Raw genomic sequence first — 24,945 nt, 5'->3', positions numbered from 1 at the left:
TGCGACTTCCGCCGCAGGCCGACCATCCAGTGTTGCACGGCGGAGAACGTCCCAAGAAAGATGCTCACCGGATGCAACCAGGACGGCACTTACGAACGTCTAGGGAAGGGACGACTGTCCAGGGGAGGTGCCATGACGCGTGTCCGGCGCACTTCCCGGCTGTTTGCCCTGGTGGTGGTCGTGCTGGTCGGTACCGGCGCGTGCACGTTCGATCCGCGGTCCGGCGGGAGTGGTGGCGGGGGAGCCGCCCCGGTCGGGGCAGCGGAGCAGGCATCGGGGGCGAGCGGCACGTCCGGGCCGGCCCAGCACGGCCGGCCCACACCGGCGTCGCCCGCCCCACGGTCGACCACACCACCGCCGAAGAAGACCACGCCCAAGCCGACGCCGACCGGATCGAAGCCGAAACCGACGACCGCGGGCGGTTGCCCGCAGGGTCAGCACCAGCGCGCGGTGGAGACGTACCTCGCCCGCCTCGGCGGATTCGGGGCCGTCACGGTCGACGGGCGGCAGTCCGCCGCCGACTGCGCCGCCATCAAGAAGTTCCAGAAGAGGTACGGCATTCGCCCCGTCGAGGGTCGCGCCGGACCGACCACCCTCGACGTGGCCCAGCGCCTCGCCACCACCGACACCAGCCGTTGCAAGGCCGGCACCGGCACCACGTTCTGCGTGGACCTGACCCGGCAGACCGTCTGGGCGATGCGCGGCGGCAAGGTGATCATGCCGCCGACGGTGACCCGTACGGGGATGTCCGGATACCGCACCCCCGCCGGCACGTACACGGTCAACTTCCGCAACCCCAAGGAGTGGTCCGACCCGTACGAGGTGTGGCTGCCCTACTGGCAGCACTTCACCCAGGGCATGGGCTTCCACGAGACCACCACCTACCTGCACGACAAGTCGATCGGGTCGCACGGCTGCGTCAACCTCCTGCACGCCGACGCCGTCCGGATGTGGGAGCTGGGGAAGGTCGGCACCCGGGTGGTGCTGGTCGGCCGCCGCCCCGGCACCTGAGCGACACGCCCCGGTTCCGGGGTTTATCCCCTGTCACACCGGTCGCAGGAGTGTCACGCTGGGAGTCCAGGGCCGGACCGGGCGGGGAGGCTGGATATGACGGTCGACCGTGAAGTGGTCGCACAGTACGAACAGGCGCCGCCCGACGAGGTGTCCCGCGCGACCGTGTTCGCGTACGCCTTCGCGGCGACGCTGCTCTTCGGGTGGTTCCTCTTCGGGTGGTTGGTGCTCCGACAGGGCTTCGTCGACTCGGTCGGCGAGTCGGCCGGGGCCGGCTTCGCTCTCCTGCTGATCGTCTCGGTGGTCGGCACCGTACGGCGCAGCCGCCGCTGAGCCGACCACCGGAGAGACGGAGTTGCCTCAGTCCGCCAGCACCGCCGCGGTGATCCGGTGCAGCGCGAAGGTGTGCAGCATCTCGGTCCGCTCGTCCTCGGCGCGCAGGTAGCCCGCCCCGATCGAGACCGGCTTCACCAGCCGGGACGCGGTCGCCCCGTGGGCGTCCACGTACCCGACCCAGACCAGCGCCCGGTCCCGGACCGCCTGTTGCAGCACGGCGAGCGCCTCGCTGTGCGTGTGCGCCGGCACCGGACCACCGCCCAGCCCTGCGGCTCCACCCCGGACCACCGCCGGAGCGCGACGGGCCGCCCGTGCCGCCGCCTCACCGCGCCGGATGTGCTCCACCACCCCGAGGAGCCGGGGCATCGGCAGCTTCGGGGCGGCCAGCGGGTCCAACGTCCTCGTGGTCACCGTGACCCGCGCCGGGGCGCGCCGAACCCGTGGCCGGGTCAGCATCGTGCTGCCTGTGCCGTCCTCCTGCACCGGCGCGTACCCGGCGTCCCGCAGCGCGGTGAGCATCCGGTTGACCTGGTAGTGGGTGCTCAACACCGTGGGCGCGAGCCGGCGCAACGTCAACGACTCCAGCCGCCGGTCGGCCAGCACCTCGGTGAGCAGTGCCTCGTCGTCGCTGCGCAGGTACGCCCCGGCCGAGCCGGCCCGCAGCCCGCCGTGCTTGCGGGCCACGTCGTCCACCAGGTAGCTGAGGCCCTGCGGTACGGGGGTGCGTGACCGTCGACGGAACAACTCGTGCAGGTCGTCGGCCGTATAACCGGCGTCCAACGCCCGCCGGACGCTCGCCGTGGTGACCCGGTGCACACTCGCCCCGCCGGCCGACTCGAGTTCGGTCGTCGCCTCCAACTCGGCGGCGAGCGCCGGTTCGGGCGGCCCGGGCACCACCACGGTCAGGTCGGCCTGCACCAGGAAGTGGTCGACCGGGGCGGGCAGCAGCGCGTCCAACGCCCGCGCGGCACTGGACGGATCACCACTCTCGGTGTCCGCGTGCACCCCCAGCGGGTCGCCGCCGGAGTCGTCGGCCGACGTCAGCTCGGCCAGCAACAACCGCCCGTACGAGGTGAGCGCCCCCAGCCCGGTCATGCCGAGCTGCGCCGCCTCGGCCAGCACCTCCCGGTGGGCGGCCTCCCGGCCCCGGCTGCGCCGTGGCGTCCGCCAGTCCAGCAACGCCTGCAACTCCTCCGGGGTGGGTGCGGTCGCGGGCTCCAGGTCGGCGAGCACCCCGAGCACCGCCCGACGGGTGGCCGGCGCACCGGCCCGCTCGGCCTCCGCGGAGAGCGCGGTGATCGGCCGGTCCCGGTCGTCACGCCGTCCGACCAACCCCACCTGCCGCGTCATCGTCAGCCAGGCGCGGGCCAGGTGCTCCCACCGCTGGGCCAGCGATCCGGCCCGCCACACCTCGTACCCGCCGGTCGGCAGCACCTGCTGGTCCGCCCCGTACCGACCGGTGGCCGAACCGGGCAACTCCATCTCACCGGCGAGCCCCGCCGCGTACGCCACCTCCAGCAGCAGCGCGGTGGTCGGCTCGTCCAGACCTGCGGTACGTGCCAGTCGGCGCAGGTCACGAACACCGATGCCACCCGAGCGCAGCACCGGGGCGGGTTCGGCGGCGAGCTGTTCCAGCAGCCCTTCGGTGTGCCGGACCACCTCCATGGTCTGCCCGGCGCCGGCCGAGTCGACCATCTTGGGCTCGCGGGGAGCGGCCGCCACCGACGGCGGGCTGGTCTGCAACGGCCCGAGCGGACCGCTGTCGCGCCGCAGCAGGAGGCCGACCTCGCGGGGCAGTTCGACGGTGCCACCGGCCGTCGCCGAACCGGCCGAGATGGTCACCAGCAGCCGGTTGTCGACCAGCCAGCGCACCGGCGAGCCGGTGGGCGCGCCCCCGTTGGTCGGGTCGGCGAGGTCGGCGTCCTGCGCGCCGATCGCCGGCGCCTGCAACGCGCCGGGCGGCACGCTGCCGACCGGCGGACCGGCCGCCAGCCGGTCCAGGATCGCCCGGGCCGACGGGGGCGCCGCGAGCAGCGTCCGGCGCAACTTCGCCGGGTCCGCGCAGAGAGCGGCCGCGCGAACGTCCAGGTCCGCGGCGGGTCGACCGAGCCCCGCGGGGTACGGGGAAACCTCGTCGACGGCGGCCGCCACGTGCATGGCGTGCTCGGGGCCGTACAGGAGGAACAGCGCCCTGAGCCGGCCCACGGCGGCCCGGACCGCGGTCGGCGCGGGCGGGTGCGGCCCGGCGGTCGCCATGGCGAGAATCGCGTCGGTGGCGGTCGTGCCCTCGTCCGGGTGCCGGGTGAGGCGGCCGGCGTCCAGGATCAGCAGCGTGAACTGGTCCAGCCCGTCCAGCGCGCGGGCCACCGAGACCCGGGACTGGGCGCGGATGGCCAGGGCGGAGATGTCGGCCGGTACGGGCACGACGAGGTCCGGCCGCAGTTGCAGGAGTGCGGCCAGTGACTCGTCGGGCAGCGACCGCAGATGGTCGGCGAGTGAGGTGGTCATCGTCTTTCCACGCTAGCCCGGTACCGGGCCGTCGCGCCCCTCGGACGTCCGGCCGGTTGGGCATCGGCGGGTACGTTTCTCGACATGTCCGTACTGACCGTCGGGTTCGATCTCGACATGACCCTGGTCGACTCCCGCCCCGGCATCGCCGCGGCCTACCGCGCGTTGACCGCGAAGACCGGCGTTCCGGTCGACGCCGACCTGGCGGTGTCCCGCCTCGGCCCGCCGCTGCGCACCGAGATCGCGCACTGGTTCCCACCGGAGCAGGTCGAATCGGCCGTCCTGCTGTACCGCGAGCTGTACCCGGCGTACGCGATCACCCCGACGGTCCCGATGCCCGGCGCGCGGGAGGCCATCGACGCGATCCGGGCCCGGGGCGGCCGGGTGCTGGTCGTCACCTCCAAGATCGCCCGGCTGGCCCGGCTGCACCTGGACCATCTCGGCCTGGTCGTGGACGAGTTGGCCGGTGACCTCTTCGCCGAGCAGAAGGCGACCGCCCTGCGGGAGCACGACGCGACCCACTACGTCGGCGATCATGTGGCGGACATGGTCGCCGCGCGGACCGCCGGGGTGCCCGGAATCGCCGTGGCGACGGGCCCGTGCTCCCCGGATGAGCTGCAAGCGGCGGGGGCGAGCGTCGTGCTGGACGATCTCACCGGATTCCCAGCGGCGCTCGACGGCATGATCCAGCTAGCCTTGGAGCAGTAGCGGCTCAAGTGAAGCAGGGGTTTTCAGGTGCCTACGGGTCGAGTGAAGTGGTACGACACGGCCAAGGGATACGGCTTCGTCACCAGCGACGAGGGCGGTGACGTGTTCCTGCCCAAGGGCGCGTTGCCGGCGGGCGTCACCGACCTCAAGGGTGGTCAGCGGGTCGACTTCAGCGTGGTGGACAGCCGTCGCGGCGCGCAGGCCATGGGCGTGAAACTGCTGGACGCGCCGCCGTCGATGGCCGAGCTGCGGCGCCGGCCGGCAGAGGAGTTGCACGGCCTCGTCGAAGACATGATCAAGGTGCTGGAGGCGAAGGTCCAGCCGGACCTGCGTCGCGGCCGGTACCCGGACAAGAAGACCGCTCAGAAGATCGCTCAGCTGGTCCATGCGGTCGCGCGCGAGCTGGAGGTCTGAGGCACCAGCCCGGCGGTGGCGGCGCGGTCGAGGAGCGCCGTCACCGCGGCGAAGCCGGCCTCGCCCAGGTCGGCCGTGAACTCGTTGACGTAGAGACCGATGTGCCGGTCCACCACGTCGAGTTCCATCTCCTGGGCGTGCGCGAGGACGTACTCCCGGCTGACCGTCGGGTCCGCCCAGGCCTGCCGGACCGACTCGCGGATCCAGCCGGCCGCCGCCTCCGGGTCGACCGCGCCGCGGCGGGCCAGGATCGCGCCGAGGGGAATGGGCAGGCCGGTGTCGGCCTCCCACCACTCGCCGAGGTCCACCAGCGCGGTCAACCCGTGCCGGTGGTAGGTGAACCGGGCCTCGTGGATGACCAGGCCCGCGTCGTAGCGGCCGGCCGCGACCCCCGGCATGATCTCGTGGAACGGGACAACCTCGATCCGGGCCGGCGGTCGTCCGGCCGACCAGAGCCGGAACAGCAGGTACGCCGTGGTCCGGTCGCCCGGCACGGCCACCGTGGCGCCGGTCAGGTCGGCGCGGTCCGGGCCGCCGTCATGGTCGCCCCGGGTGAGCACCAGCGGTCCGCACCCGCGACCGAGCGCGCCGCCGCAGGGCAGCAGGTGGTAGTCGTCGAGCAACCAGGGCAGCGCCGCGTAGCTCACCTTGACCAGGTCGAACGCACCCCGCTCGGCCGCCGTGTTGGTGACGTCCACGTCGGCGTACGTCACCTCCACCGGCGGCGCGCCGGGCACCCGTCCGTGCACCAGGGCGTCGAAGACGAACGTGTCGTTGGGGCAGGGCGAGATCGCCAGGGAGAGCGCCACGCCCCTCACGTTAGCCCCGCCCGCGCGGACGGTCGGTGCGCCCCCGTGCCTGGTGATCCGCGACAAGCCAGGCCGGCACCGACTCCTGCCCCTCCGACAGCCTTGTCCGGGGGCCCGAGAGGTCACGTCGCTCGGTGTCGAGCTGCCCCGGATATGGGGCGGGGCGGATATGGCGTGGCACCGGCGGTGGGGGTGGCCCGGGTAGTTGAGTGGGTGCCTGTCGAGCTGCCCCGGATGTGGGGCGGGGATGGCGTGGCACTGGCGGTGAGGTTGCCCGGGTAGTTGAGTGGGTGCCTGTCGAGCTGCCCCAGATGTGGGGCGCGTGGCGACAGCGGGGGCAGTCGTGGGGGCGTTTGATGGGTCGTCACGGCGGCCGTGGTGGCGCTTGTTCATCGTGGCGGTAGCGGTGGTGGGCGGCCTTCGGGTATCGCAAGGATGGCGGCGGCCAGTGGCACTGGCTGTGGGATTGGCTGTGGGAGCGGCCAGTGGCATTGGCTGTGGGAGCGGTCAGTGGCATTGGCTGTGGGAGCGGTCAGTGGCATTGGCTGTGGGAGCGGTGATGGCGGTGGCGATCCGGGTGTACCGCCCTTCGGGCGATGGGCGCGCCCCACTTCTGGGGCAGCTCGACAGGGGCCGAACACCGCAGGGATACCCACAGCCCAAGCGTGTTGTCCACATGGTTATCCACAGGTGGAGGGGACGCTGTTGACGACGCTCGCCGTGCGGAAAACCATGAACGGGTGGGTGCCGGAGGGGATGCGATCGACGTGGGGGCGGTGCTGCGTGATCTTCGTCGACGTGCAGATTTGAGCCAACGGGAGTTGGCCGATCGGGCCGGAGTCCCGAAGAGCACACTGGCGCGGATCGAGGCGGGGCGGGGTGGCGAGCCGGCGTTTCGCACGGTGGCGCGGCTCGTTGGGGCGGCAGGGGGTGAGGTGGCGATCCGGCTGCACGGCGAGCCGCCGGGCGCCACGTTCGCCGACTCGGGCGGTGTGCCGCTGGGCATGCCCGTCGACGAGCCACGGGACGAGGCCGACCGTCGGTATCCGGCGCACCTCGACGTCCGCCGGGTGCGGACCCTCAAGGACTGGCCGGGTGCGTGGTGGGCGCACTCGTACACACTGCCGCAACGATCGTGGCCCTTGCGGGTGCCCGAGTTGACCTACGACCTGGACCGGGCTCAGCGGGACAAGCGACGGTGGCGGCAGGAGGCACGCGCGCGGGTGACCTTCCGGCGCGCGTGTGAAGACCTACCGGCCACGTCCTGGCGGTTTCTCGCCGAGGTGCCCGATGCCGGGCCGGTGGGCGAGCTGCGGGCTCACGAGCGGAGCATCGACCTCCTCCTCGGCGAGGATCTGGGCGACCGGCGTGAGGTGGTGCTCGAGGGTCTTGTCGTCGCTCCGGACCTGCGATTCCTTGGCATCGGCCGACGACTGGTCGAGCTGTTGGCGACGGAGGTGGCGCGGGCCCACATCCGCACAGTCCACGCGGTCGCCGAGTTTGGCGCCGTCGAATTTCTCCTTGCCTGCGGATTCGAACTGCGTGCGAGCAGACCGTCGGCGCTGATGCTCGACGTCCAGAGTGCGCCCACGGTCAGCCCAGCGCCGAGGCCGCCTTCGTCAGGGCGGTGAGGGCCTCACGCAGCCGCCAGGCGTCGCGGTCGCGTGGGCCGATCGGGTTGGAGATGGTGCGTAGCTCGGCGAAGGGCACTCCGGCCTGCGCGGCGGCGACGGCTACCCCGTACCCCTCCATGGCCTCGGCCACCGCCTCCGGATGCCGGCGGCGTAGCTCCTCGGTGCCGGCGGCGGTGCCGGTGACGGTGCTGACCGTGAGCACCGGGCCGGTGGCGGCCGTGGGCAGGGCGGCCCGCAGCGTGGCCAGCAGGGTTGGGTCGGCCGGGACGACGCTGCCGCCGCCGAGCAGCGCGGGCGGCATGCCGAGATCCTCGATGCCGATGAAGCCGTCCGGTGAGTCGGCGCCCAGGTCGGCGGCGATGCTCGCGGTGCCGAGCACGGTGTCGCCGACGGCCGCGCGCCCGGTGAAGCCGCCGGCCACGCCGGCGCTGACCACCGCACGGTACGGGCGACCGGCTGCCTCGGCCAGCGCCAGCAGACGTGCGGTGGCGGCACCCGCTACGGCCGGGCCCACCCCGACCGGGGCGATCGTGACAGCCTCGGCGGTCAGTCCGGCGCGGACCGCGTCCGCCTCGGCCGGAACCGCGGTCACCACCAGCAGACCGGTCACGACAGCGAGCCGGGGGATTCACGCCGGGTTTCGTCGTCCGCGCCGCCGCCCGGGCCGCCGACCGACGACGAGGGCCGGTAGATGTGGTAGCCCGGCGGGGCGAGCCCCGGTTCGTCGTGCCGCTGCGGTGCGGCGGCCTGGGCCGGCGCCGGCGAGGTGGGCGCGACGTCCTCGGGCGCGACGTCCTGGGGCTCGACCGTCGGCTCGTCCTCGGCCAGTTCGTCGTCGCCCAGCGGCCGGCCGACCAGCTTCTCGGCGCGCAGCCGGGCGGCGACCAGCACGCCCCGGACGGCGGCCACGACGCCCACCCCAGCGGCGACCGCGATGCCGGTCCGGCCGGCGAACGGCACCAGCCCGAGCCCGCCGCCCGCGACGAAGGCGAGCATGAGCACCGTCTCCGAATGGGCGAACGAGCTGGCCCGCAGCCGCTCCGGGATGCGCTCCTGGATCGAGGCGTCCACGGCGAGTTTGGCCACTCCGCTGACCAGCGCGGTGACCAGGCAGAGCAGGGCGACCATCAGCAGCGAGAACTGGATGACGGCGAGCACCGCCACCCCCGCCACGATGATCATGCTGCTGGACTGGATCGCGGTCGGCCGGTGGATGCGCAACCGGGTGCCGACGGCGGTCGCCAGGAAGCTGCCCACGGCCAACGCGCCGCCGACCAACCCCAGCGCCCACTCCGCGCCCAGGTCACGCCCGAACACGTCGGTGGTCAGGTCGCCCTTCTTGATGGCGAAGGCGAGGAAGAGCAGCAGGAAGCCGTACGCCGCACGCAGGGTCGCGGCGCCGATCAGGGTGGCGATCACCAGCCGTCCGGCCGGACGGCCCCGGCCCAGCGGCCGGTCCTGGCGGCGGCCCAGGGCGCGCAGCGCGCGGGGGACGCGCTCGGGCGGCTCCGAGTCCGCCTTCGGCGGCAGCCGCAGCGAGATCACCATGCCGATCAGGAAGATCACCGATGCGACGCGCAGCGGCCACTGCGGCCCGAACCAGAAGGCGGCCAGCCCGATCGGGGCCACCAACGCTCCCGCCACCGTCCCGTAGACGCTGGCCCGGGCACCCACCTGGGAGAGGCCCAGCCCTTCCGGCAACAGCCGGGGTACCGCCGCCGAGCGGGCCACGCCGTAGGCGCGCGACAGTGCCAGCACACCGAACGCGGCCGGATAGAGCCCGAAGCCGTGGATGTAGTCGGAGATCAGCCAGGCCAGGAACGCCCGGCCGAGCATGGTGGCGGCCAACGCGTACCGCCGGCCGTGCCGGAAGTGGTCCAGCAGCGGGCCCACCACGGGGGCGAGCATCGCGAACGGCACCATGGTCACCAGCAGGTAGAGGGCGACCTTGCTGCGGGCCTCACCCAGCGGCACGTTGAAGAAGATCGTCCCGGCCAGGCCGATGGCGATCAGGGTGTCGCCGGCGCAGGAGACGGCGTGCAGGTCGAACAGCCGGACCATGCCGACCTCGCCCCCGGCGCCCCGAGCCCGGGCGTGACCGGCCCGCCGGGTCACCCAGCGGCCGCTGCCCACCGAACCGCGCAGGAGCAGACGGATGGCTCGAATGCCGGTGCCGACGGTCCGCCCGAGGAGGGATCGCCCGGAGTGGGAGTACGGCGGCATGTGCACCATCCTCGCCCATCCGACCCAGGTGTGCCGCATCAGTCGCGGCGAAAGGTTCCCCGGGAGTCCCTGTCACCCCTGCGGGGAGCATGGGGAACAATGGTGAGGTGACCAGGCCCGCCTCCACCCGTGCCGCCCGTCTCGACCAGGTCTGCGCCGCCGCCGTCGAGGTGGCCCGCGCCGGCATCACCGAGGTGGACGCCGACGACGTCGGCGACCACCTGCAGGTCGTGGCCGAGGGCGAACGGCTGGTCACGCACTACTTCGAGTGCCGCCTCGCCGGCTACCGCGGTTGGCGGTGGGCGGTCAGCGTCACCCGCGTCCCGCGCAGCCGTACGGTGACGATCTGCGAGACGGTGCTGCTGCCCGGCCCGGACGCGCTGCTCGCGCCCGGCTGGCTGCCCTGGCAGGAACGGCTCAAGCCCGGTGACCTCGGCCCGGGTGACCTGCTGCCGACCGCCCCGGAGGACGAGCGGCTGGCCCCCGGTTACCTGCTCTCCGACGACCCGGCGGTCGAGGAGACGGCCTGGGAGTTGGGTCTCGGTCGCGCCCGGGTGCTCTCCCGGGAAGGTCGGGCCGACGCGGCGCAGCGCTGGTACGACGGTGACCACGGCCCGACGGCGGCCATCTCCACCGCCGCCCCGGCCGCCGCCCGCTGCGGCACCTGTGGCTTCTACCTTCCGTTGGCCGGGGCGATGCGGCAGGCGTTCGGCGCGTGCGGCAACTTCTACGCGCCCGACGACGGTCGGGTGGTCAGCGCCGACCATGGCTGCGGCGCGCACTCCGAGACGCTGATCGAGGCCGCCGAGACCGCGGTCGAGGACCTGCCAACGGTGTACGACGACAGCGCGGTGGAGGCCATGTCGGTCAGCCGGGCGCCGGGTTCGGTCGAGGCGGGGGAGCCGGCGGAGCCGTACGGGCACTCCTGAGGGGTTCGTACCGGCGACGGGCCGGTGTGCTCAGTTAGCCGCCCGGCGTCGACGTCGGTTGGCGTCGTGACGCAGCATGACGGCGAGGCCGGGGAAGCCCCACAGGAAACCGGCCAGGCAGGTCCAGAGCCAGTTCTCGTGGTGGTGCTCGGTGAGCCAGCCCCGGAAGAACACCAGCAGCACCAGGCCGACGACCGCCCACGCGATCAGACCGGCGACGGCGAACGGCACCATCGGCGGGTCCAGCGGCGCGGGGCGCGGTGGCTGGTCGTTCGGCATTGCGCCAGCGTACGCGATCCACTTCCCCTGCCCGCCGGCGATCTGGGACGATGCGCGCGACAACCGGAAGATCACCTGTGAGGTCCTCATGGCAGTAGCGCCGCCCGAGAACGACACACCTCCCAATCCCGCTCAACCGCGTAACGGTTTCGACCGGTTCTTCGAGATCTCCGCCCGCGGCTCGACGTTGAGTCGTGAGGTACGCGGTGGCCTGGCGACCTTCTTCACGATGGCGTACATCGTCGTGCTCAACCCGCTGATCCTCGGTGGCGCCGTCGACGGTGACAACAAGACTCTCCCGATTCCGGCACTGGCCGCCGCGACCGCGCTGGTCGCCGGCCTGATGACCATCCTGATGGGCGTCGTCGGCCGGTTCCCGCTGGCGCTCGCCGCCGGTCTGGGCGTCAACGCCCTGGTGGCGTACGAGATCGCTCCCGAGATGACCTGGGCCGACGCGATGGGCCTGGTGGTGATCGAGGGTGTGATCATCGCGGTGCTGGTGCTGACCGGACTGCGTACCGCGGTGTTCCGGTCGGTGCCCACCCAGATGAAGACGGCGATCGGCGTCGGCATCGGCCTCTTCCTGACCATCATCGGCCTGGTGGACGCCGGCTTCGTCCGGCGCCTCCCGGACGCCGCCAACACCACTGTCCCGGTCGGCCTGGGCGTCGGCGGCAAGCTGGTGAGCTGGCCGCTGCTGGTCTTCGTGGTGGGCCTGCTGCTCACCCTGGTGCTCGTGGTCCGTCGGGTGCGGGGCGCGATCCTGATCGGCATCCTCGCGTCCACCGTGCTGGCGGTGATCGTGGAGGCGATCGGCAACATCGGCCCGTCGTTCGTCGACGGCAAGCCCAACCCGAAGGGCTGGGCGCTGAACGTGCCGGAGCTGCCCAAGACGGTCGTCGACGTGCCGGACCTGTCGCTGCTCGGCAAGTTCAACGTGCTCGACTCGTGGGGCCGGGCCGGCTGGGTGGTCGTCCTGATGTTCATCTTCACGCTGCTCATCACGGACTTCTTCGACACCATGGGCACGATGGTGGCGGTCGGCCAGGAGGGTGGCCTGCTGGACGAGAAGGGCACCCCGCCGAAGGCCAAGGAGATCCTGCTGGTCGACTCGATCGCGGCGGCGGCCGGCGGTGCGGCCAGCACGTCGAGCAACACGTCGTACATCGAGAGCGCCGCAGGCGTCGCGGAGGGTGCCCGGACCGGCGTGGCCAACCTGGTCACCGGCGCGCTCTTCCTGCTGGCGATGTTCCTGGCGCCGCTGGTGGTGATCGTGCCGTTCGAGGCGGCCTCGACGGCGCTGGTGGTGGTCGGCTTCCTGATGATGACCGCGGTACGGACGATCGACTGGTCGGACTACGAGATCGCCATCCCCGCGTTCCTCACCATCGTGCTGATGCCGTTCACCTACTCGATCTCGAACGGGATCGGCGCCGGCCTGATCACCTTCGTGGTGGTCAAGCTGGCCCGGGGTAAGGCCCGGGAGATCCACCCGCTGCTGTACGGGGTGGCCGCGCTCTTCGTGCTGTACTTCCTGCGCGGGCCCATCGAGTCGCTGGTGCTCTGATCGGCGTCGTCCGGGCGGGGGGTCGAGGGTGATTCCCCGCCCGGAACAGCACAAACATCCCCGTGAGCCTGGTCATAACGGATGTCGTTAGCCAGGCTCATTAGTTAAGCTAACTAACGTGACGGAGCGGACGGTGACGGCGGAACGCGTGCCACCGGCGCAGCTGGCTCCCCAGCTGCGAGATGCGATCACCCGACTCAACCGGAGGGTCCGACGGGCCCGGCCGGTCGGCGACCTCACGGTCACCCAGGTCTCCGCGCTCACCAGCCTGCGGCTGGCGGGCGCGATGACGCCCCGGGAACTGGCCGAGATCGAACGGGTGCAGCCACCGACGATGACCAAGATCGTCGCGAAGTTGGAGGACCGTGGCCTCGTGCAACGGACCCCCCACCCGACCGACGGCCGGCAGGTCATCCTCGCGGCGACCGAAGGAGGGCAGGCCGTGCTCGACCAGTTCGAGCGGGCCCGCGACGAATGGCTGGCCCACCGGCTGGCCGCGCTCGACGAGGACGAACGGGCGACCCTGCACCGGGCCGCCGAGATTCTCCAGCAGCTCGCTCGCGCCTGAGCTCGCGCCCGCGCCACCGGGCCGTGCCGTCACCTGTCGATGACGCGTACGTCCTTGAGGAGGCGCACCGAGAGTGCAGGCCAAGCTGAGCACGATGTTCCAGTCCCTACAGGTCCGCAACTACCGCCTTTTCGCATCCGGGCAACTGATCAAACTGATCGGCGTCTGGATGATGTTCATCGCCCAGGACTGGCTCGTCCTCGAGCTCTCCGACAACTCGGCCACCGCGCTCGGCGTGGTCACCGCCTGTCAGTTCACGCCGGTGCTGCTGCTCACCCTCTTCTCCGGTCGCCTCGCCGACCGGTACGACAAGCGGGTCCTGCTGTTCGCCGCGAACACCTTCTGGACCGTGCTGGCGCTCGTCATGTCGCTGCTGGTCCTCACCGACCTGGTGCGGCTCTGGCACGTCTTCGCCTTCGCCGCGCTGCTCGGTGTGGCCAACGCCGTGGAGACGCCGGTCCGCCAGGCGTTCGTCTCCGAACTGGTCGGCACCCCGCTGCTGCCCAACGCGCTGTCGCTGAACGCCGCCGTGTTCAACTCCGCCCGGATCGTCGGTCCGGCAGTCGCCGGTCTGGCGATCGCCGCGTTCGACGTGGGCCCGGTCTTCCTGTTCACCGCCGTCAGCTCCATCGCGCCGCTGGTCAACGTGGTCCGGATGCGGACCGCCGAACTTCAGCGTGACGCGCTCCCGCCGCGTGACGAGCGGGCGTCCGCGAAGGTCGTCGACGGGCTGCGGTACGTGTGGCGGCGGCCGGACCTGCTGCTGCCGATGGCGGTGATGTCGGTGATCGGCATGTCGCTGTTCAACTTCCAGCTCACCCTGGCCGCGCTGGCCAAGACGGTGTTCAACACCGGTGCCGCCTCCTTCGGCCTGTTCAGCACCGCTCTCGCCGTCGGCGCGCTGGGCGGGGCTCTGAGCGGCACCGGCCGGCGTAGCCGCCCGTCGGTGTGGCTGGTGCTCGGCGCGGCGGTCGGCTGTGCCAGCTTCGGCACCCTGGTCGGCTTCGCGTCGACGTACTGGCTGGTCGTGGCGCTGCTGGTGCCCACCGGCTTCTTCATGGTGTTCTTCGCGCAGGCCGCCAACCAGCGGGTCCAGCTGGGCGTGGACGCCGCGTTCCGGGGACGGGTGATGGCCCTGTGGGTGCTGGTGTTCCTGGGTACCAACCCCGTCGGCGCACCGCTGATCGGCTGGGTGGCCGAGCACTTCGGCGCCGGTGCGAGCATCTGGATGGGTGGGCTGATCTCGCTGGCCACCGCGTTGATCGCGCTCACCTGGCAACTGCGCCGCTCGGGTGCGCGACTGCGCTTCCGGGTGCTGCCCATGCCGCGCTTCTACGTCACCTCCACCGACTGCTGACCCGCCCGCTCGGGCCCCCGCCGATCGGCTCGGGGGCCCGGGCGCGGGTCCCGATCGACGGATGGCGCGGATGCGGCCAAATCGCTGGCGAGGTGGCACGACGGGGCTTAGCGTCGATATGTGGGAGTCGGACGCGCGCTGATGCTGGCCCTGGCGTTCCTCGCCGTGGCCAGTGTCCCGGCGGTGTTCGCCCTGCTCTTCTGCTACGACGAGATCCTCGACCGGGTGGTCTGCGGCTTCGCCGAGTGGCGTGAGGGCCGGCGGGAACGACGAACGATCGCCCGCCTCGACCGGGCCATCGAGGCCGACGCGCTGACCCGGGACATCGACCTCAGCGAGTTCGATCGGGCCGACCGTCGTCCCCTGGAACAGCTCGCCGCCGACCTGCGCCGCCTCGGCGGTCAGCGGCTCGGCGGCATCGGCCGGCCGATGGTCTGGCACGGCGCGGTGGTCCAGGCGTACGACGACCGGCTCCGGCTGGCCTGCCGTGCCCTCGGGATCGCCGAGCACCTGGCCGAGCTGACCGGCGTGGACCAGGAGATCGAGCGGGTACGCGTCGAGGGCGTACTGCACGCCGCCGGCCTGGCCCTGCCCGCCGCCCGGGCCGGGCACCGGCAACGGCACCGCTGACCGGCCCCTGGATGCGGCTCTTCGTGGCGGTCTGTCCGCCCGTCGAGGCGGTCAACCACCTCGGCGCGCAGATCGCGCGGCTGCGGGTCGGCGCGGCGGCCGCCGCCGGCGCCCGGGTGCGGCTCGTCGACCCGGCGGACCTGCACCTCACCCTGGCGTTCCTCGGCGACGTCGAGACCGTCCGGCTGGTCGACGTGGAGAGTGCGCTCGGGCTCGCCGCCGACCGGTTCCGAGCCGGTCTCGAAGCGCCGCCCCGGCTGCGTCTCGGCGGTGGTGGCGTGTTCGGCGACGGCCGGCGCATGGTGCTCTGGGTGGACGCCCGGGGCGACGTCGAGCCGCTGCACGAACTGGCCCGACTCGTCCGGGAGCGGCTGCGCGTGGCCGGGCTGCCGTACGACGAGAAGCCGTTCCGGCCGCACCTGACCGTGGCCCGGCCCGGCGACCGGATGGACCCGGCCGCCGTCGAAGCCGACCGTACCGATCTGAACGAGTACGCGGGACCGGAGTGGCCGGCGACGGAGGTGCTGCTGATGCGTAGTCAGCAGCGAGCTGGGCCCCGCTACGAACGCGTGGCTACCTGGGCCCTGTGATCCACTCGGGTTCTTGGAAGTCGGGGTGTTTTGCGGGCGCTGACAGCCCGACTTCCGTGAACCCGAGTCGATCACGCAGCGACCGCCCCGCGGAACGTCAGGAGGACTCGCGGGCGGCCGGGCCGCTGCCGAAGAGCACGTCGTCCCAGCTCGGCAGGCGCTTACGCGGCTTGCCGCCGGCCTCGGTGGTCTCGCCGCCGGCCGCCGCCGCGGCCGTACCGGTCCGCCGGGGCCGCAGCACCGCCAGCGACGGCACGGCTGGGACCTCCTTGGGCGCGTCCGAGTCGTCGTCGAAGGCCGACCCCTGGCCGCCGCCGAGCAGCGCGGCAGCGCCGCCGCCGACCGGCCGCTGCCGGGGCGCGTCCGGACCGGCAAGAGCAGCCGGGGTACGCGGTTCGAGCCCGCGACCCGACGAGGACCCGAGTGGACGGTCCAGCGAGGCGAGCAGGGCGTCCCGGCCGGCGCGGATCGGATCACGGCCCGGGCGCGGGTGCTCGGACGCCGCCGGCAGCCCGTGCCCGCCCCGACTCGGCTCACCACGCGACGGACCGGGCAGGCCGTGGCCGCTCCGCTCCGGCGCCGGCTCCTGGCCGAGGATCGGCGTGGGCCGCTCGGCGCACAGATATTGCGCCATGTCGTCGTGCGGGGTGACCGCCTGCCGGGTCTTGTCGAGATCCCAGATGGCCTGGGCGGTGGCCTTGCCCGACGGCCAGGTGGCGATGATCCGCCAGGTGCCGTCGTCGCGCCGGTACGCGTCCCAGGAGATCTTCTCGGTGTCGATCCCGTGCTGGCTCAGCCGACCGTTGACCACCTCGGCCAGCGGGGTGGGCTTCTCCGCGCCCTTGAGCCGGGTGCGGCGGGCGTGCTGGGCGAGCATGGCCCGCTCCTGCAACACCGGCCCGGCGTAGCGCAGGACCCGGTCGACCGGCACCCCGGCGATCCGGGCGACGTCCTCGGCCGACTCACCCGAACGGATGCGGGCCTGGATGTCCCGAGGAGACAGGGACGGAACGGGATCGGCGGCGGTCGGCGCCACCGCGAGCGGCGTCGCGCCGGGCTCCGCGTGCAGCGCACCGGCGATCCGCTCGTCGATGGGGAGGGCGAGCAGCCGCCCGACCTCGTCGGCGAGAACCAGAGCATGGCCGTCCTCGGAGAGGGCGACGAAGCGTACTGGGCGCATAACGTTGCCTCCGTCCCGCTTCGCTGGCCGCACGCCACGAGTCGGCCACCCAGGCGTCTCGGACCACCGTACGCGCATCTGTCTCAGGGTGGGGGAAGCGACACCCCGCAAGTCGTGACTGAGCTGCGGCAATGATCACGGTGGGTGTCCATCGGGGCTCCGACGGACACCCACCGTGACGAAGCTCAGAGGCGTTCGACCACGTAGTCGATGGACGCGGTCAGCGCCTCGACGTCGGCCGGCTCGACGGCCGGGAACAGCGCCACCCGCAACTGGTTGCGGCCGAGCTTTCGGTACGGCTCGGTGTCGACGATGCCGTTGGCGCGCAGCGCCTTGGCGATCGCGGTGGCGTCCACCCCGTCGGCGAAGTCGATGGTCGCGACCACGTTGGACCGCAGCGCCGGGTCGGTGACGAACGGGGTGGCCACCGTGGACCGCTCCGCCCAGCCGTACACCGTGGCGGCGCTCTCCGCCGTGCGCTTCGCCGCCCAGGCCAGGCCGCCCTGCGCGTTCATCCAGTCGGTCTGCTCGGCGGCCAGGAAGATGGTGGCCAGCGCCGGGGTGTTGTACGTCTGCTCGAGCCGCGAGTTGTCGATCGCGGTGACCAGGTCGAGGAATGCCGGGATGTACCGGCCGGACGCCTTGATCTCGGCCGCCCGGTCCAGCGCGGCCGGCGACATCAGGGCCAGCCAGAGGCCGCCGTCCGAGCCGAAGCACTTCTGCGGCGCGAAGTAGTAGACGTCGGTCTCGCCGACGTTGACCTCCAGGCCACCCGCGCCGGAGGTGGCGTCGACCAGGAGCAGCGAACCCTCGTCCGCGCCGGCCACCCGGCTGATCGGCACGGCCACGCCGGTCGAGGTCTCGTTCTGCGGGGTCGCGTACACGTCCACGCCGGCCTCGGCGACCAGGCTCGGCGCGCTGCCCGCGTCGGCCTTGCGGACGGTGGGCTCGCCCAGGAACGGGGCGTCCTTGACCGACTTGGCGAACTTCGCGCCGAACTCGCCGAAGCTGGCGAACTGGGCCCGGTCACGGACCAGGCCGAAGGTGGCGACCTCCCAGAACGCCGTGGTGCCGCCGTTGCCGATCACGACCTCGTAGCCCTCGGGCAGGGAGAAGAACTCGGCGATGCCGGAGCGCAGCCGGGCCACCTGGTCGCGGACCGTCTTCTGCCGGTGCGACGTACCCAGGTAGCTGGTCGCCACCTCGGCGAGCGCGGACACGGCCGCCGGACGGACCTTGGACGGGCCGCAGCCGAAACGGCCGTCGGCGGGCTTGATCTCGTCGGGAATCCGGATGATCGGTGCGTCAGCCACGGTTCTGAAGATCCTTCCGCAAGGGCGAGGGCGGGCCCGGCGACACTGCCGGCCCTCATCCTCGCACCCTGGGTCGGCGGCGACGGCCGGGGTCCCGACCGGCGGTCTGAGTCCTTCGCCACACCGCCGTTCCCGGGCGGGCCCGCACGCACAAGGGCCCCGACCCGACGTCGTACGTCGGACCGGGGCCCCCGTGAGCAGCTCAGACGCCGTGCGGGACGGCGCCCCAGCCCTCGACGTCGGACGGCTTGCGGGTCTCCGGACCCACGTAGCGGGCGGACGGCCGGACCAGCCGCTGGAGGCGCTTCTGCTCCAGGATGTGCGCGCTCCAACCGCCCATCCGCGCGCAGGTGAACATCGACGTGAACATGTGCGCCGGTACCTCGGCGAAGTCCAGTACCACGGCCGACCAGAACTCGACGTTGGTGGCGAGCACCCGGTCCGGGCGGCGGGCCTGCAGCTCGGCGAGGGCGGCCTTCTCCAGCGCCTCGGCGATCTCGAAGCGCGGCGCGCCCAGCTCCTTGGCGGTGCGCCGGAGCACGCGGGCGCGCGGGTCCTCGGCCCGGTAGACGCGGTGGCCGAAGCCCATCAGCCGCTCGCCGCGGTCCAGGACGCCCTTGACGTACCCCTCGGCGTCGCCGCTGCGCTCCACGGCCTCCAGCATGCTCAGCACGCGCGAGGGCGCGCCGCCGTGCAGCGGGCCGGAGAGGGCGCCGATGCCCGACGAGATGCAGGCCGCCGCGTCGGCGCCGGTGGAGGCGACGATGCGGGCGGTGAAGGTGGAGGCGTTCAGGCCGTGCTCGGCGGCCGAGATGAAGTACGCGTCGACGGCCTTGACGTGCCGCGGGTCCGGCTCACCCCGCCAGCGCTTCATGAACCGCTCGACGATGGTCTGCGCCTTGTCGATCTCCTTCTGCGGCACCGCCGGCAGGCCGAGACCGCGAGCCGACTGGGCGACGAAGGAGAGCGCGGTCACCGACACCCGGGCCAGGTCCTCGCGGGCCTGCTCGTCGGAGATGTCCAGCAGCTGGTTGAGACCCCAGTACGGGGCCAGCATGGCGACCGCCGACTGCACGTCGACCCGGATGTCGCCGGAGTGCACCGGCACCGGGAACGGCTCCGCCGGCGGCAGGCCCGGCCCGAAGCGGCCGTCGACGAGCAGCGCCCAGACGTTGCCGAACGAGACCTGGCCGATCAGATCCTCGATGTCGACCCCGCGATAGCGCAGCGCGCCACCCTCGCGGTCTGGTTCGGCGATCTCGGTCTCGAAGGCGACGACGCCCTCCAGACCGGGTTTGAAGTCGGCCATGTCGCTCTCCTGGATCTGGTCGGTACGCCCGATCAGCTGATCCGGCCCGGTCGGCCGAGCGCCTTAGGCGACCCTCAGGGATGTGTTCGGAACATCTTGCCTGCTGTGTAACCGGATACGCGACCCAGTGCGACTGTGCTGCACGCGACATCTCCGGGCGCGCATTCTCCGCGCCGGTCGGTGAGACTGGGCGCAGCGGTCTGGCCAGCGCGGGAGGGCGCCGGTCGGCACGCCGAGAAGGAGTGGGTACGTGACGGGCGACACACCGACCCCGGCCGCGATGCGTAACGAGTACGCCGCGGACCTGGGCCTGACCGAGGCTGACCTGGCCGCCGACTGGTACACCCAGTTCGACAGGTGGTTCGCCGACGCGGTGGCTCACGGGCTGCCCGAACCCAATGCCATGGTGGTGGGCACTGCCGACGCCGCCGGCCGGCCGAGTGGGCGGACGGTGCTGCTCAAGGGGTACGACCCGGACGGCTTCGTCTTCTTCACCAACCACCTGTCCCGCAAGGGCGTCGAGGCGACCGAGAACCCGTACGCCAGCCTGGTCTTTCCGTGGTTTCCGATGCAGCGGCAGGTGGTGATCGCGGGCTCGATCGCCCCGGTCGACCCGGCGGTGACCGAGTCGTACTTCGCCAGTCGGCCGCGCGGTTCGCAGGTGGGCGCGTGGGCCAGCCCGCAGTCGTCAGTGGTGCCGGACCGGGCCACGCTGGAGGAGCGCTACCGGGAGGTGGCCGAGCGGTACGCCGACGAGAGCACCATCCCGCCGCCGCCGCACTGGGGCGGCCTGCGGGTCCGGCCGGACTCGGTGGAGTTCTGGCAGGGCCGGGCCGGCCGGCTGCACGACCGCCTGCGTTTTCGTCGCGTCGACGAGGGCGACTGGATCGTCGAGCGGCTGGCGCCGTGACCGGTGTGCAGGAGGCGCGGTCGCGCGGAGCGCGCCGCTGGGCGATCGACGTCCGCCCGCTGCGCGTCCCGGCGTACCGGCGGTTGTGGCTCGGCAACACCGTGGCGATGTTCGGCTTCCAGTTCACCGCCGTCGCGGTCCCGGTCGAGATGTACGCGCTCACCCGGGACTCGTTCTGGGTCGGTCTGCTGGGTGTGGCCGCGTTCGTACCCCTGCTGGTCTTCGGGCTCTGGGGTGGCGCGGTCGCCGACGCCCGCGACCGCCGTGCCGTGCTGCTCGGCGGCTCATTGTTGCTCTGGGCATCCACCCTCGGGCTGCTGGTCCAGGCGCTGCTGGACGTGGGCAGCCCGGTGCTGCTGCTGGTGTTGATGGCGGTGCAGTCGGTGGCGTTCGCGATCACCTCGCCGGCCCGCAGCGCCATGCTGCCCCGGCTGGTCCCGGACAACCTGGTGCCGGCCGCCAGCACCCTCAACTACACGACCTTCACCGCCGCGTCGGTCGCCGGCCCGCTCGCCGCCGGCCTCATCCTCTCCACCTCGTCGGACACCCGGGTGGCGCTGCCCATCGCGTACGGGTTGGACGCGGTGCTGTTCACCGCGATGCTCTGGGCGGCGCTGCGCCTGCCGGCGCTGCCGCCCGAACCGAGCGCCGACGGTCAGGTCCGCCGGGCCGGCCTGGCCAGCGTCATCGACGGCTTCCGGTACCTGGCCACCACGCCCGTGCTGCTGCTCTCCTTCGGCGTGGACCTGATCGCGATGATCCTGGCCATGCCGAGGGCCCTGTTCCCGGAGATCGCCAACGAGCGGTTCGGCGGGGGCGGCTCGGTCGGCCTGCTCTACAGCGCCATCGCGATCGGGTCCATGATCGGCGGGCTGACCTCCGGGTGGATCGGTCGGCTGCGGCGGCAGGGGGTCGGCCTGGTCGTCGCGGTGGTCGGTTGGGGCATTGCGATCGCCGCCGCCGGACTGGCCCAGCAGCTCTGGCTGATGGTCCTGCTGCTCGCCGTGGCCGGCGCCGCCGACCTGGTCAGCGCCGTGCTGCGCCAGTCCATGCTGCTGGTGTACGCGCCGGACCGTATGCGCGGACGACTCCAGGGCGTCAACACGGTGGTGGTGGCCGGTGGGCCGCGCCTCGGTGACCTGCGGGCCGGCACCATGGCGGCCGGGTTCGGCGGCGGGGTGGCCTGGGTCGCCGGTGGACTCGCCTCGGCGGTCCTCGTGGTGGTGCTCGCGGTCGCCTTCCCGGCGTTGCTGCGCTACCGGGCGACCACGGCGTCGAGCGGCGACCGGCCGTGACCGGTTAGGGTCGCCGGCATGGAAAGCCCCGACCAGCGCCCCTTCTCCGGCGCACAGTGGACCATCGCCGCCGCGGGCCACGAGGCCGTCATCGTCGAGGTGGGCGGCGGACTGCGGACGTACCGGCACGACGGCGTCGACCTGGTCGACGGGTACGATGTCGACGAGGTCTGCCCCGGCTGTGCCGGCCAGGTGCTCGCGCCCTGGCCGAACCGGATCCGGGACGGGCGCTACGCGTACGGCGACCGCACGCACCAGCTCGCGCTGACCGAGCCGGAGCGGCACGTCGCCATCCACGGCCTGGTCAACTGGGTGCCGTGGCGACTGTTGGAGCAGTCCCCGGACGCGGTGACCCTCGGCTACGACCTGCCGCCGCAGCCCGGTTACGAGTGGCCGCTGCGGTTGGTCAGCCGGTGGAGCGTGAGCGCGGACGGGCTGCGGGCCGAGCACGAGGTGACGAACGTCGGCACCGAGGTGGCCCCGTTCGGCTTCTCCGTGCACCCGTACCTGCAACTGCCCGGTGTCGCCGTGGACGACCTGGTCATGCGGCTGCCGACGCGTACCCGGGTCATGGTGGACGGCCGGTTGCTCCCGGTCGGGGTGACGCCGGTGACCGGCACCGAGTACGACTGGACCAGCCCGCGCCGGATCGGCGACGCCACGCTGGACCTGTGCTTCGGCGAGGTCATCCGGGACGCGGACGGCGGCTCCTCGGTGAGCCTGGCGGCACCGGACTCCGCATCCGGGGTGAGCATCTGGGCGGACGCGGAATTCGGCTGGTGGCAGGTCTTCACCGGTGACGCCCTCACCGGCGAGCGGCACCGCCGGTCGGTGGCGATCGAGCCGATGACCTGCCCGCCGGACGCGTTCCGGTCGGGCCGGGACGTGCTCGCGCTCAAGCCCGGCACGACCTGGCGGGGTGCCTGGGGCATCCGTCCCGGGGCCTGATGGAGTTCGCCGAGGTCGTCCGCCGTCGGCGGATGGTCCGCAACTACGACCCGGACCGTCCGGTCCCGCCCGACGTGGTGGACCGGCTGCTCGACCACGCCGTACGCGCCCCGTCGGCCGGCTTCGCCCAGGGCTGGGGATTCCTGGTGCTGGAGGAGGCGGCCGACCGGGAGCGGTTCTGGGCGGCCACCACGCCGGACGGTGGAGGACGGGAGCGCTGGCTGGCGGGTATGCGCCGCGCGCCGCTCATCGTGGTGCCGCACGCCAACGAGTCCGCCTACCTGACCCGGTACGCGGAGCCCGACAAGGGCTGGACCGACCGGTCGACGGACCGCTGGCCGGTGCCCTACTGGTACGTCGACACCGGCTTCGCCGCGCTGCTCATGCTGCTGACCGCGGTGGACGAGGGGCTGGGGGCGTGCTTCTTCGGGATCCCGCCGCAGCGGCTGGCCGCGTACCGGGAGAGTTTCGGTGTGCCGGCGGAGTACCAGCCCATCGGTGCCGTCACAATCGGTTACCGGGCACCCGACCATCGGTCACCGTCGTTGCGTCGTGGTCGTCGTGGAATCGACGAGGTGGTGCGGCGCGGCCGGTGGAGTTGAGCGCGCCGTCCCGTTCGTCCGGTTGAGGATCGGACGAGCGATGGCGAAACTGACATCAGGGAGCAGAACGTCGCGTGCGCGGGGCCGCTAGGCTGGCACGGTCATCGGTGCCGCGCCGCGCGGTGCCCGCCGCGGCCCGGCTCGGCGCCGTCGGTCGGCCCGGTCACGGGGAGGGGAGCGTGCCGTCGTGATCTTCAGAGCGGTCCGGGACGGGCGTCCCTACCCGGAGCACAACCTGACGCTCAAGCAGTGGGCGGAGATCCCGCCGCGTCCGCTGCGCCTGGATCAGTTGATCACCACCAAGCGCGAGCTGGCGCTCGACAAGCTCCTCGCCGAGGACTCGACCTTCTACGGCGACCTCTTCCCGCACGTCGTGCAGTGGAACGGCGGCCTCTACCTGGAGGACGGGCTGCACCGCGCGCTGCGCGCCGCGCTGCAACAACGCAACCAGATCCACGCCCGGGTGCTGGTGCTCTCCGAACCGATCGAGTGAGCGGCGCGGCCGTCGGGTGTGCGGCGGGGCCGTCGGGTGTGCGGCGGGGCCGTCGAGCGACCGGCGCGGCCGTCGAGTGAGCGGCGGGGCCTGAGGCTTCACTAAGGTGGCGGCATGACTGCCCTCGATCTGCTCGACCTGGACCCGTCGCTCACCGAGGAGGAGCGGCAGATCCGCGACGTCGTCCGCCGACTCGTCGACGACCGGGTCCGCCCGCACGTCGCCGACTGGTACGAGGAGGGCCGCGTGCCGGCCCGCGAGTTGGCCCGGGAGTTCGGCAAGCTCGGGCTGCTCGGCATGCACCTGAGCGGGTACGGCTGCGCGGGCGCGTCCGCCGTCGCCTACGGGCTGGCCTGCCAGGAGTTGGAGGCCGCCGACTCCGGTGTCCGCTCGCTGGTGTCGGTGCAGGGCTCGCTGGCGATGTACGCCATCTGGCGCTACGGCAGCGAGGAGCAGAAGCAGCGCTGGCTGCCGCCGATGGCCACCGGCGAGGCGATCGGCTGCTTCGGCCTCACCGAGCCGGACCACGGCTCCGACCCGGGGTCGATGGCCACCCGCGCCCGCCGCGACGGCGACGACTGGGTGCTCACCGGCGGCAAGATGTGGATCACCAACGCGCCGATCGCCGACGTGGCCGTGATCTGGGCGCGTACCGACGACGGGGTACGTGGTTTCGCCGTACCCATGGACACGCCCGGCGTCACGGCGCGCGAGATCCGCCGCAAGATGTCCCTGCGCGCGTCGCTGACCGGCGAGATCGTGCTCGACGACGTCCGGCTCCCGGCCGACGCCCAACTGCCCGAGGCCGTCGGGCTCAAGGCCCCGCTGAGCTGCCTGACCGAGGCCCGCCACGGCATCGTCTGGGGTGCCGTCGGCGCGGCGCGCGACTGCCTGGAAACCACCCTGGCGTACGCCACCACGCGCACCCAGTTCGGTCGGCCGATCGCCGGGTTCCAACTCACCCAGGCCAAGCTCGCCGACATGGCCGTCGAACTGGTCAAGGCGCAACTGCTCGCGCTGCACCTGGGCCGGCTCGCCGACGCCGGCCGGCTCCGCCCCGACCAGGTGAGCGTGGGCAAGCTGAACAACGTGCGGGAGGCCCTTGCCATCGCCCGGCAGTGCCGCACCATCCTCGGCGCCAACGGCGTCTCCGGCGAGTACCCGGTGCTGCGGCACGCGAACAACCTGGAGAGCGTGCTGACGTACGAGGGCACGTCGGAGATCCACCAGTTGATCGTCGGCCAGCGCCTCACCGGGCTTTCCGCCTTCGCCTGACCTGCCCGTTTACGCATTCCCGCCGCTCGCCGCGCGCCTGTCGTACGGGGGCCGTAC

General features: G+C 72.6%; 25 protein-coding genes. 17 read left to right on the top strand and 8 right to left on the bottom strand.

Annotated elements, in window-relative coordinates:
* The first annotated feature begins 132 nt into the window (after nt 1-132).
* Entirely contained in the window at nt 133-1,011 is an 879-nt protein-coding gene (locus AC3EN4_RS02020; RefSeq protein WP_435204243.1) for a L,D-transpeptidase family protein, read from the top strand.
* Nucleotides 1,012-1,107: 96 nt separating this feature from the next.
* The gene (locus AC3EN4_RS02015; protein ID WP_435204242.1) at nt 1,108-1,344 is read left to right on the top strand and encodes a hypothetical protein; all 237 of its coding nucleotides are present in this window, start codon (nt 1,108-1,110) and stop codon (nt 1,342-1,344) included.
* A gap of 27 nt (nt 1,345-1,371) precedes the next feature.
* Here the strand turns inward: AC3EN4_RS02015 and AC3EN4_RS02010 are convergent, their stop codons facing one another.
* A complete protein-coding gene (locus tag AC3EN4_RS02010) occupies nt 1,372-3,855 on the bottom strand; it encodes a helicase-associated domain-containing protein (protein ID WP_435204241.1) in 2,484 nt (827 codons plus the stop codon).
* An 84-nt stretch (nt 3,856-3,939) separates the two neighbouring features.
* On the opposite strand from AC3EN4_RS02010, the gene AC3EN4_RS02005 reads away from it, so the two are divergent.
* Both AC3EN4_RS02005 and AC3EN4_RS02000 read left to right on the top strand, forming a co-directional pair.
* Nucleotides 3,940-4,563, top strand: coding sequence for an HAD family hydrolase (locus AC3EN4_RS02005; protein ID WP_435204240.1), 624 nt, complete (start codon nt 3,940-3,942; stop codon nt 4,561-4,563).
* 27 nt (nt 4,564-4,590) lie between these two features.
* Nucleotides 4,591-4,977 carry a cold-shock protein gene (locus tag AC3EN4_RS02000; protein ID WP_088986676.1) on the top strand — a complete coding sequence of 129 codons (387 nt, stop codon included), beginning with the start codon at nt 4,591-4,593 and terminating at the stop codon, nt 4,975-4,977.
* On the opposite strand, the gene AC3EN4_RS01995 is transcribed toward AC3EN4_RS02000, so the two are convergent.
* Nucleotides 4,938-5,786 carry a 1,4-dihydroxy-6-naphtoate synthase gene (locus tag AC3EN4_RS01995; protein WP_422737958.1) on the bottom strand — a complete coding sequence of 283 codons (849 nt, stop codon included), beginning with the start codon at nt 5,784-5,786 and terminating at the stop codon, nt 4,938-4,940. The two genes, AC3EN4_RS02000 and AC3EN4_RS01995, sit on opposite strands and share 40 nt — an antisense overlap.
* A 665-nt stretch (nt 5,787-6,451) precedes the next feature.
* Here AC3EN4_RS01995 and AC3EN4_RS01990 point away from each other — a divergent pair.
* Nucleotides 6,452-7,417 carry a GNAT family N-acetyltransferase gene (locus AC3EN4_RS01990; protein WP_435204239.1) on the top strand — a complete coding sequence of 322 codons (966 nt, stop codon included), beginning with the start codon at nt 6,452-6,454 and terminating at the stop codon, nt 7,415-7,417.
* Here AC3EN4_RS01990 and AC3EN4_RS01985 read toward each other — a convergent pair.
* On the bottom strand, nt 7,380-8,030 hold the full coding sequence (locus AC3EN4_RS01985) for a futalosine hydrolase (RefSeq protein ID WP_435204238.1): 651 nt from the start codon (nt 8,028-8,030) through the stop codon (nt 7,380-7,382). The two genes, AC3EN4_RS01990 and AC3EN4_RS01985, sit on opposite strands and share 38 nt — an antisense overlap.
* Nucleotides 8,027-9,643 carry an MFS transporter gene (locus AC3EN4_RS01980; RefSeq protein WP_435204237.1) on the bottom strand — a complete coding sequence of 539 codons (1,617 nt, stop codon included), beginning with the start codon at nt 9,641-9,643 and terminating at the stop codon, nt 8,027-8,029. The genes AC3EN4_RS01985 and AC3EN4_RS01980 overlap by 4 nt, the downstream gene beginning before the upstream one ends.
* Nucleotides 9,644-9,732: 89 nt before the next feature.
* Between AC3EN4_RS01980 and AC3EN4_RS01975 the strand changes: the two genes are divergently transcribed.
* Nucleotides 9,733-10,572, top strand: coding sequence for a DUF3027 domain-containing protein (locus AC3EN4_RS01975; RefSeq protein ID WP_435204236.1), 840 nt, complete (start codon nt 9,733-9,735; stop codon nt 10,570-10,572).
* A gap of 30 nt (nt 10,573-10,602) precedes the next feature.
* Here AC3EN4_RS01975 and AC3EN4_RS01970 read toward each other — a convergent pair whose 3' ends face one another.
* Nucleotides 10,603-10,851, bottom strand: coding sequence for a DUF2530 domain-containing protein (locus AC3EN4_RS01970; protein ID WP_422737963.1), 249 nt, complete (start codon nt 10,849-10,851; stop codon nt 10,603-10,605).
* Between the two features lie 88 nt (nt 10,852-10,939).
* Here AC3EN4_RS01970 and AC3EN4_RS01965 point away from each other — a divergent pair, with 88 nt between their 5' ends.
* From AC3EN4_RS01965 to thpR, 5 genes are all read left to right on the top strand, one after another.
* Nucleotides 10,940-12,418: an NCS2 family permease gene (locus AC3EN4_RS01965; RefSeq protein ID WP_422737964.1), complete on the top strand. Its 1,479-nt coding sequence runs from the start codon at nt 10,940-10,942 to the stop codon at nt 12,416-12,418.
* Between the two features lie 118 nt (nt 12,419-12,536).
* Complete coding sequence (locus AC3EN4_RS01960) at nt 12,537-12,986, top strand: MarR family winged helix-turn-helix transcriptional regulator (protein WP_435204235.1); 450 nt, start codon at nt 12,537-12,539, stop codon at nt 12,984-12,986.
* A 73-nt stretch (nt 12,987-13,059) separates the two neighbouring features.
* A complete protein-coding gene (locus AC3EN4_RS01955) occupies nt 13,060-14,343 on the top strand; it encodes an MFS transporter (protein WP_435204234.1) in 1,284 nt (427 codons plus the stop codon).
* A 120-nt stretch (nt 14,344-14,463) separates the two neighbouring features.
* Complete coding sequence (locus AC3EN4_RS01950; protein ID WP_422737967.1) at nt 14,464-14,973, top strand: hypothetical protein; 510 nt, start codon at nt 14,464-14,466, stop codon at nt 14,971-14,973.
* Between the two features lie 11 nt (nt 14,974-14,984).
* Nucleotides 14,985-15,563, top strand: a complete 579-nt coding sequence (thpR, locus tag AC3EN4_RS01945; protein WP_435204233.1) for an RNA 2',3'-cyclic phosphodiesterase — start codon at nt 14,985-14,987, stop codon at nt 15,561-15,563.
* A 97-nt stretch (nt 15,564-15,660) separates the two neighbouring features.
* On the opposite strand, the gene sepH is transcribed toward thpR, so the two are convergent.
* The 3 genes from sepH to AC3EN4_RS01930 all read right to left on the bottom strand — a co-directional run bounded on the left by sepH (nt 15,661) and on the right by AC3EN4_RS01930 (nt 19,365).
* Entirely contained in the window at nt 15,661-16,743 is a 1,083-nt protein-coding gene (gene sepH, locus AC3EN4_RS01940) for a septation protein SepH (protein ID WP_422737971.1), read from the bottom strand.
* Between the two features lie 185 nt (nt 16,744-16,928).
* Nucleotides 16,929-18,056 carry a phosphoserine transaminase gene (gene serC / locus AC3EN4_RS01935; protein ID WP_422737972.1) on the bottom strand — a complete coding sequence of 376 codons (1,128 nt, stop codon included), beginning with the start codon at nt 18,054-18,056 and terminating at the stop codon, nt 16,929-16,931.
* A 202-nt stretch (nt 18,057-18,258) separates the two neighbouring features.
* Nucleotides 18,259-19,365, bottom strand: a complete 1,107-nt coding sequence (locus AC3EN4_RS01930) for a citrate synthase 2 (RefSeq protein ID WP_088986659.1) — start codon at nt 19,363-19,365, stop codon at nt 18,259-18,261.
* Nucleotides 19,366-19,645: 280 nt separating this feature from the next.
* Between AC3EN4_RS01930 and pdxH the strand changes: the two genes are divergently transcribed.
* The 6 genes from pdxH (at nt 19,646) to AC3EN4_RS01900 (ending at nt 24,888) form a co-directional block, all read left to right on the top strand.
* On the top strand, nt 19,646-20,275 hold the full coding sequence (gene pdxH / locus AC3EN4_RS01925; RefSeq protein WP_435204386.1) for a pyridoxamine 5'-phosphate oxidase: 630 nt from the start codon (nt 19,646-19,648) through the stop codon (nt 20,273-20,275).
* Nucleotides 20,272-21,570, top strand: coding sequence for an MFS transporter (locus AC3EN4_RS01920; protein WP_435204232.1), 1,299 nt, complete (start codon nt 20,272-20,274; stop codon nt 21,568-21,570). The genes pdxH and AC3EN4_RS01920 overlap by 4 nt, the downstream gene beginning before the upstream one ends.
* A gap of 18 nt (nt 21,571-21,588) precedes the next feature.
* The gene (locus tag AC3EN4_RS01915) at nt 21,589-22,518 is read left to right on the top strand and encodes an aldose 1-epimerase family protein (protein WP_435204231.1); all 930 of its coding nucleotides are present in this window, start codon (nt 21,589-21,591) and stop codon (nt 22,516-22,518) included.
* Nucleotides 22,518-23,120 (top strand): nitroreductase family protein, encoded by a 603-nt coding sequence (locus tag AC3EN4_RS01910; protein ID WP_435204230.1) that lies wholly within the window; start codon nt 22,518-22,520, stop codon nt 23,118-23,120. The genes AC3EN4_RS01915 and AC3EN4_RS01910 overlap by 1 nt, the downstream gene beginning before the upstream one ends.
* Before the next feature lie 187 nt (nt 23,121-23,307).
* A complete protein-coding gene (locus AC3EN4_RS01905; RefSeq protein WP_007454850.1) occupies nt 23,308-23,613 on the top strand; it encodes a type II toxin-antitoxin system VapB family antitoxin in 306 nt (101 codons plus the stop codon).
* Between the two features lie 114 nt (nt 23,614-23,727).
* Nucleotides 23,728-24,888 carry an acyl-CoA dehydrogenase family protein gene (locus AC3EN4_RS01900; RefSeq protein ID WP_435204229.1) on the top strand — a complete coding sequence of 387 codons (1,161 nt, stop codon included), beginning with the start codon at nt 23,728-23,730 and terminating at the stop codon, nt 24,886-24,888.
* The last annotated feature ends 57 nt before the right edge of the window (nt 24,889-24,945 follow it).

Source organism: Micromonospora sp. bgisy143 (genome assembly GCF_057708145.1).
Note: the sequence above shows the minus strand (reverse complement) of the source record. Positions and strands in the feature narration are given on the sequence as shown.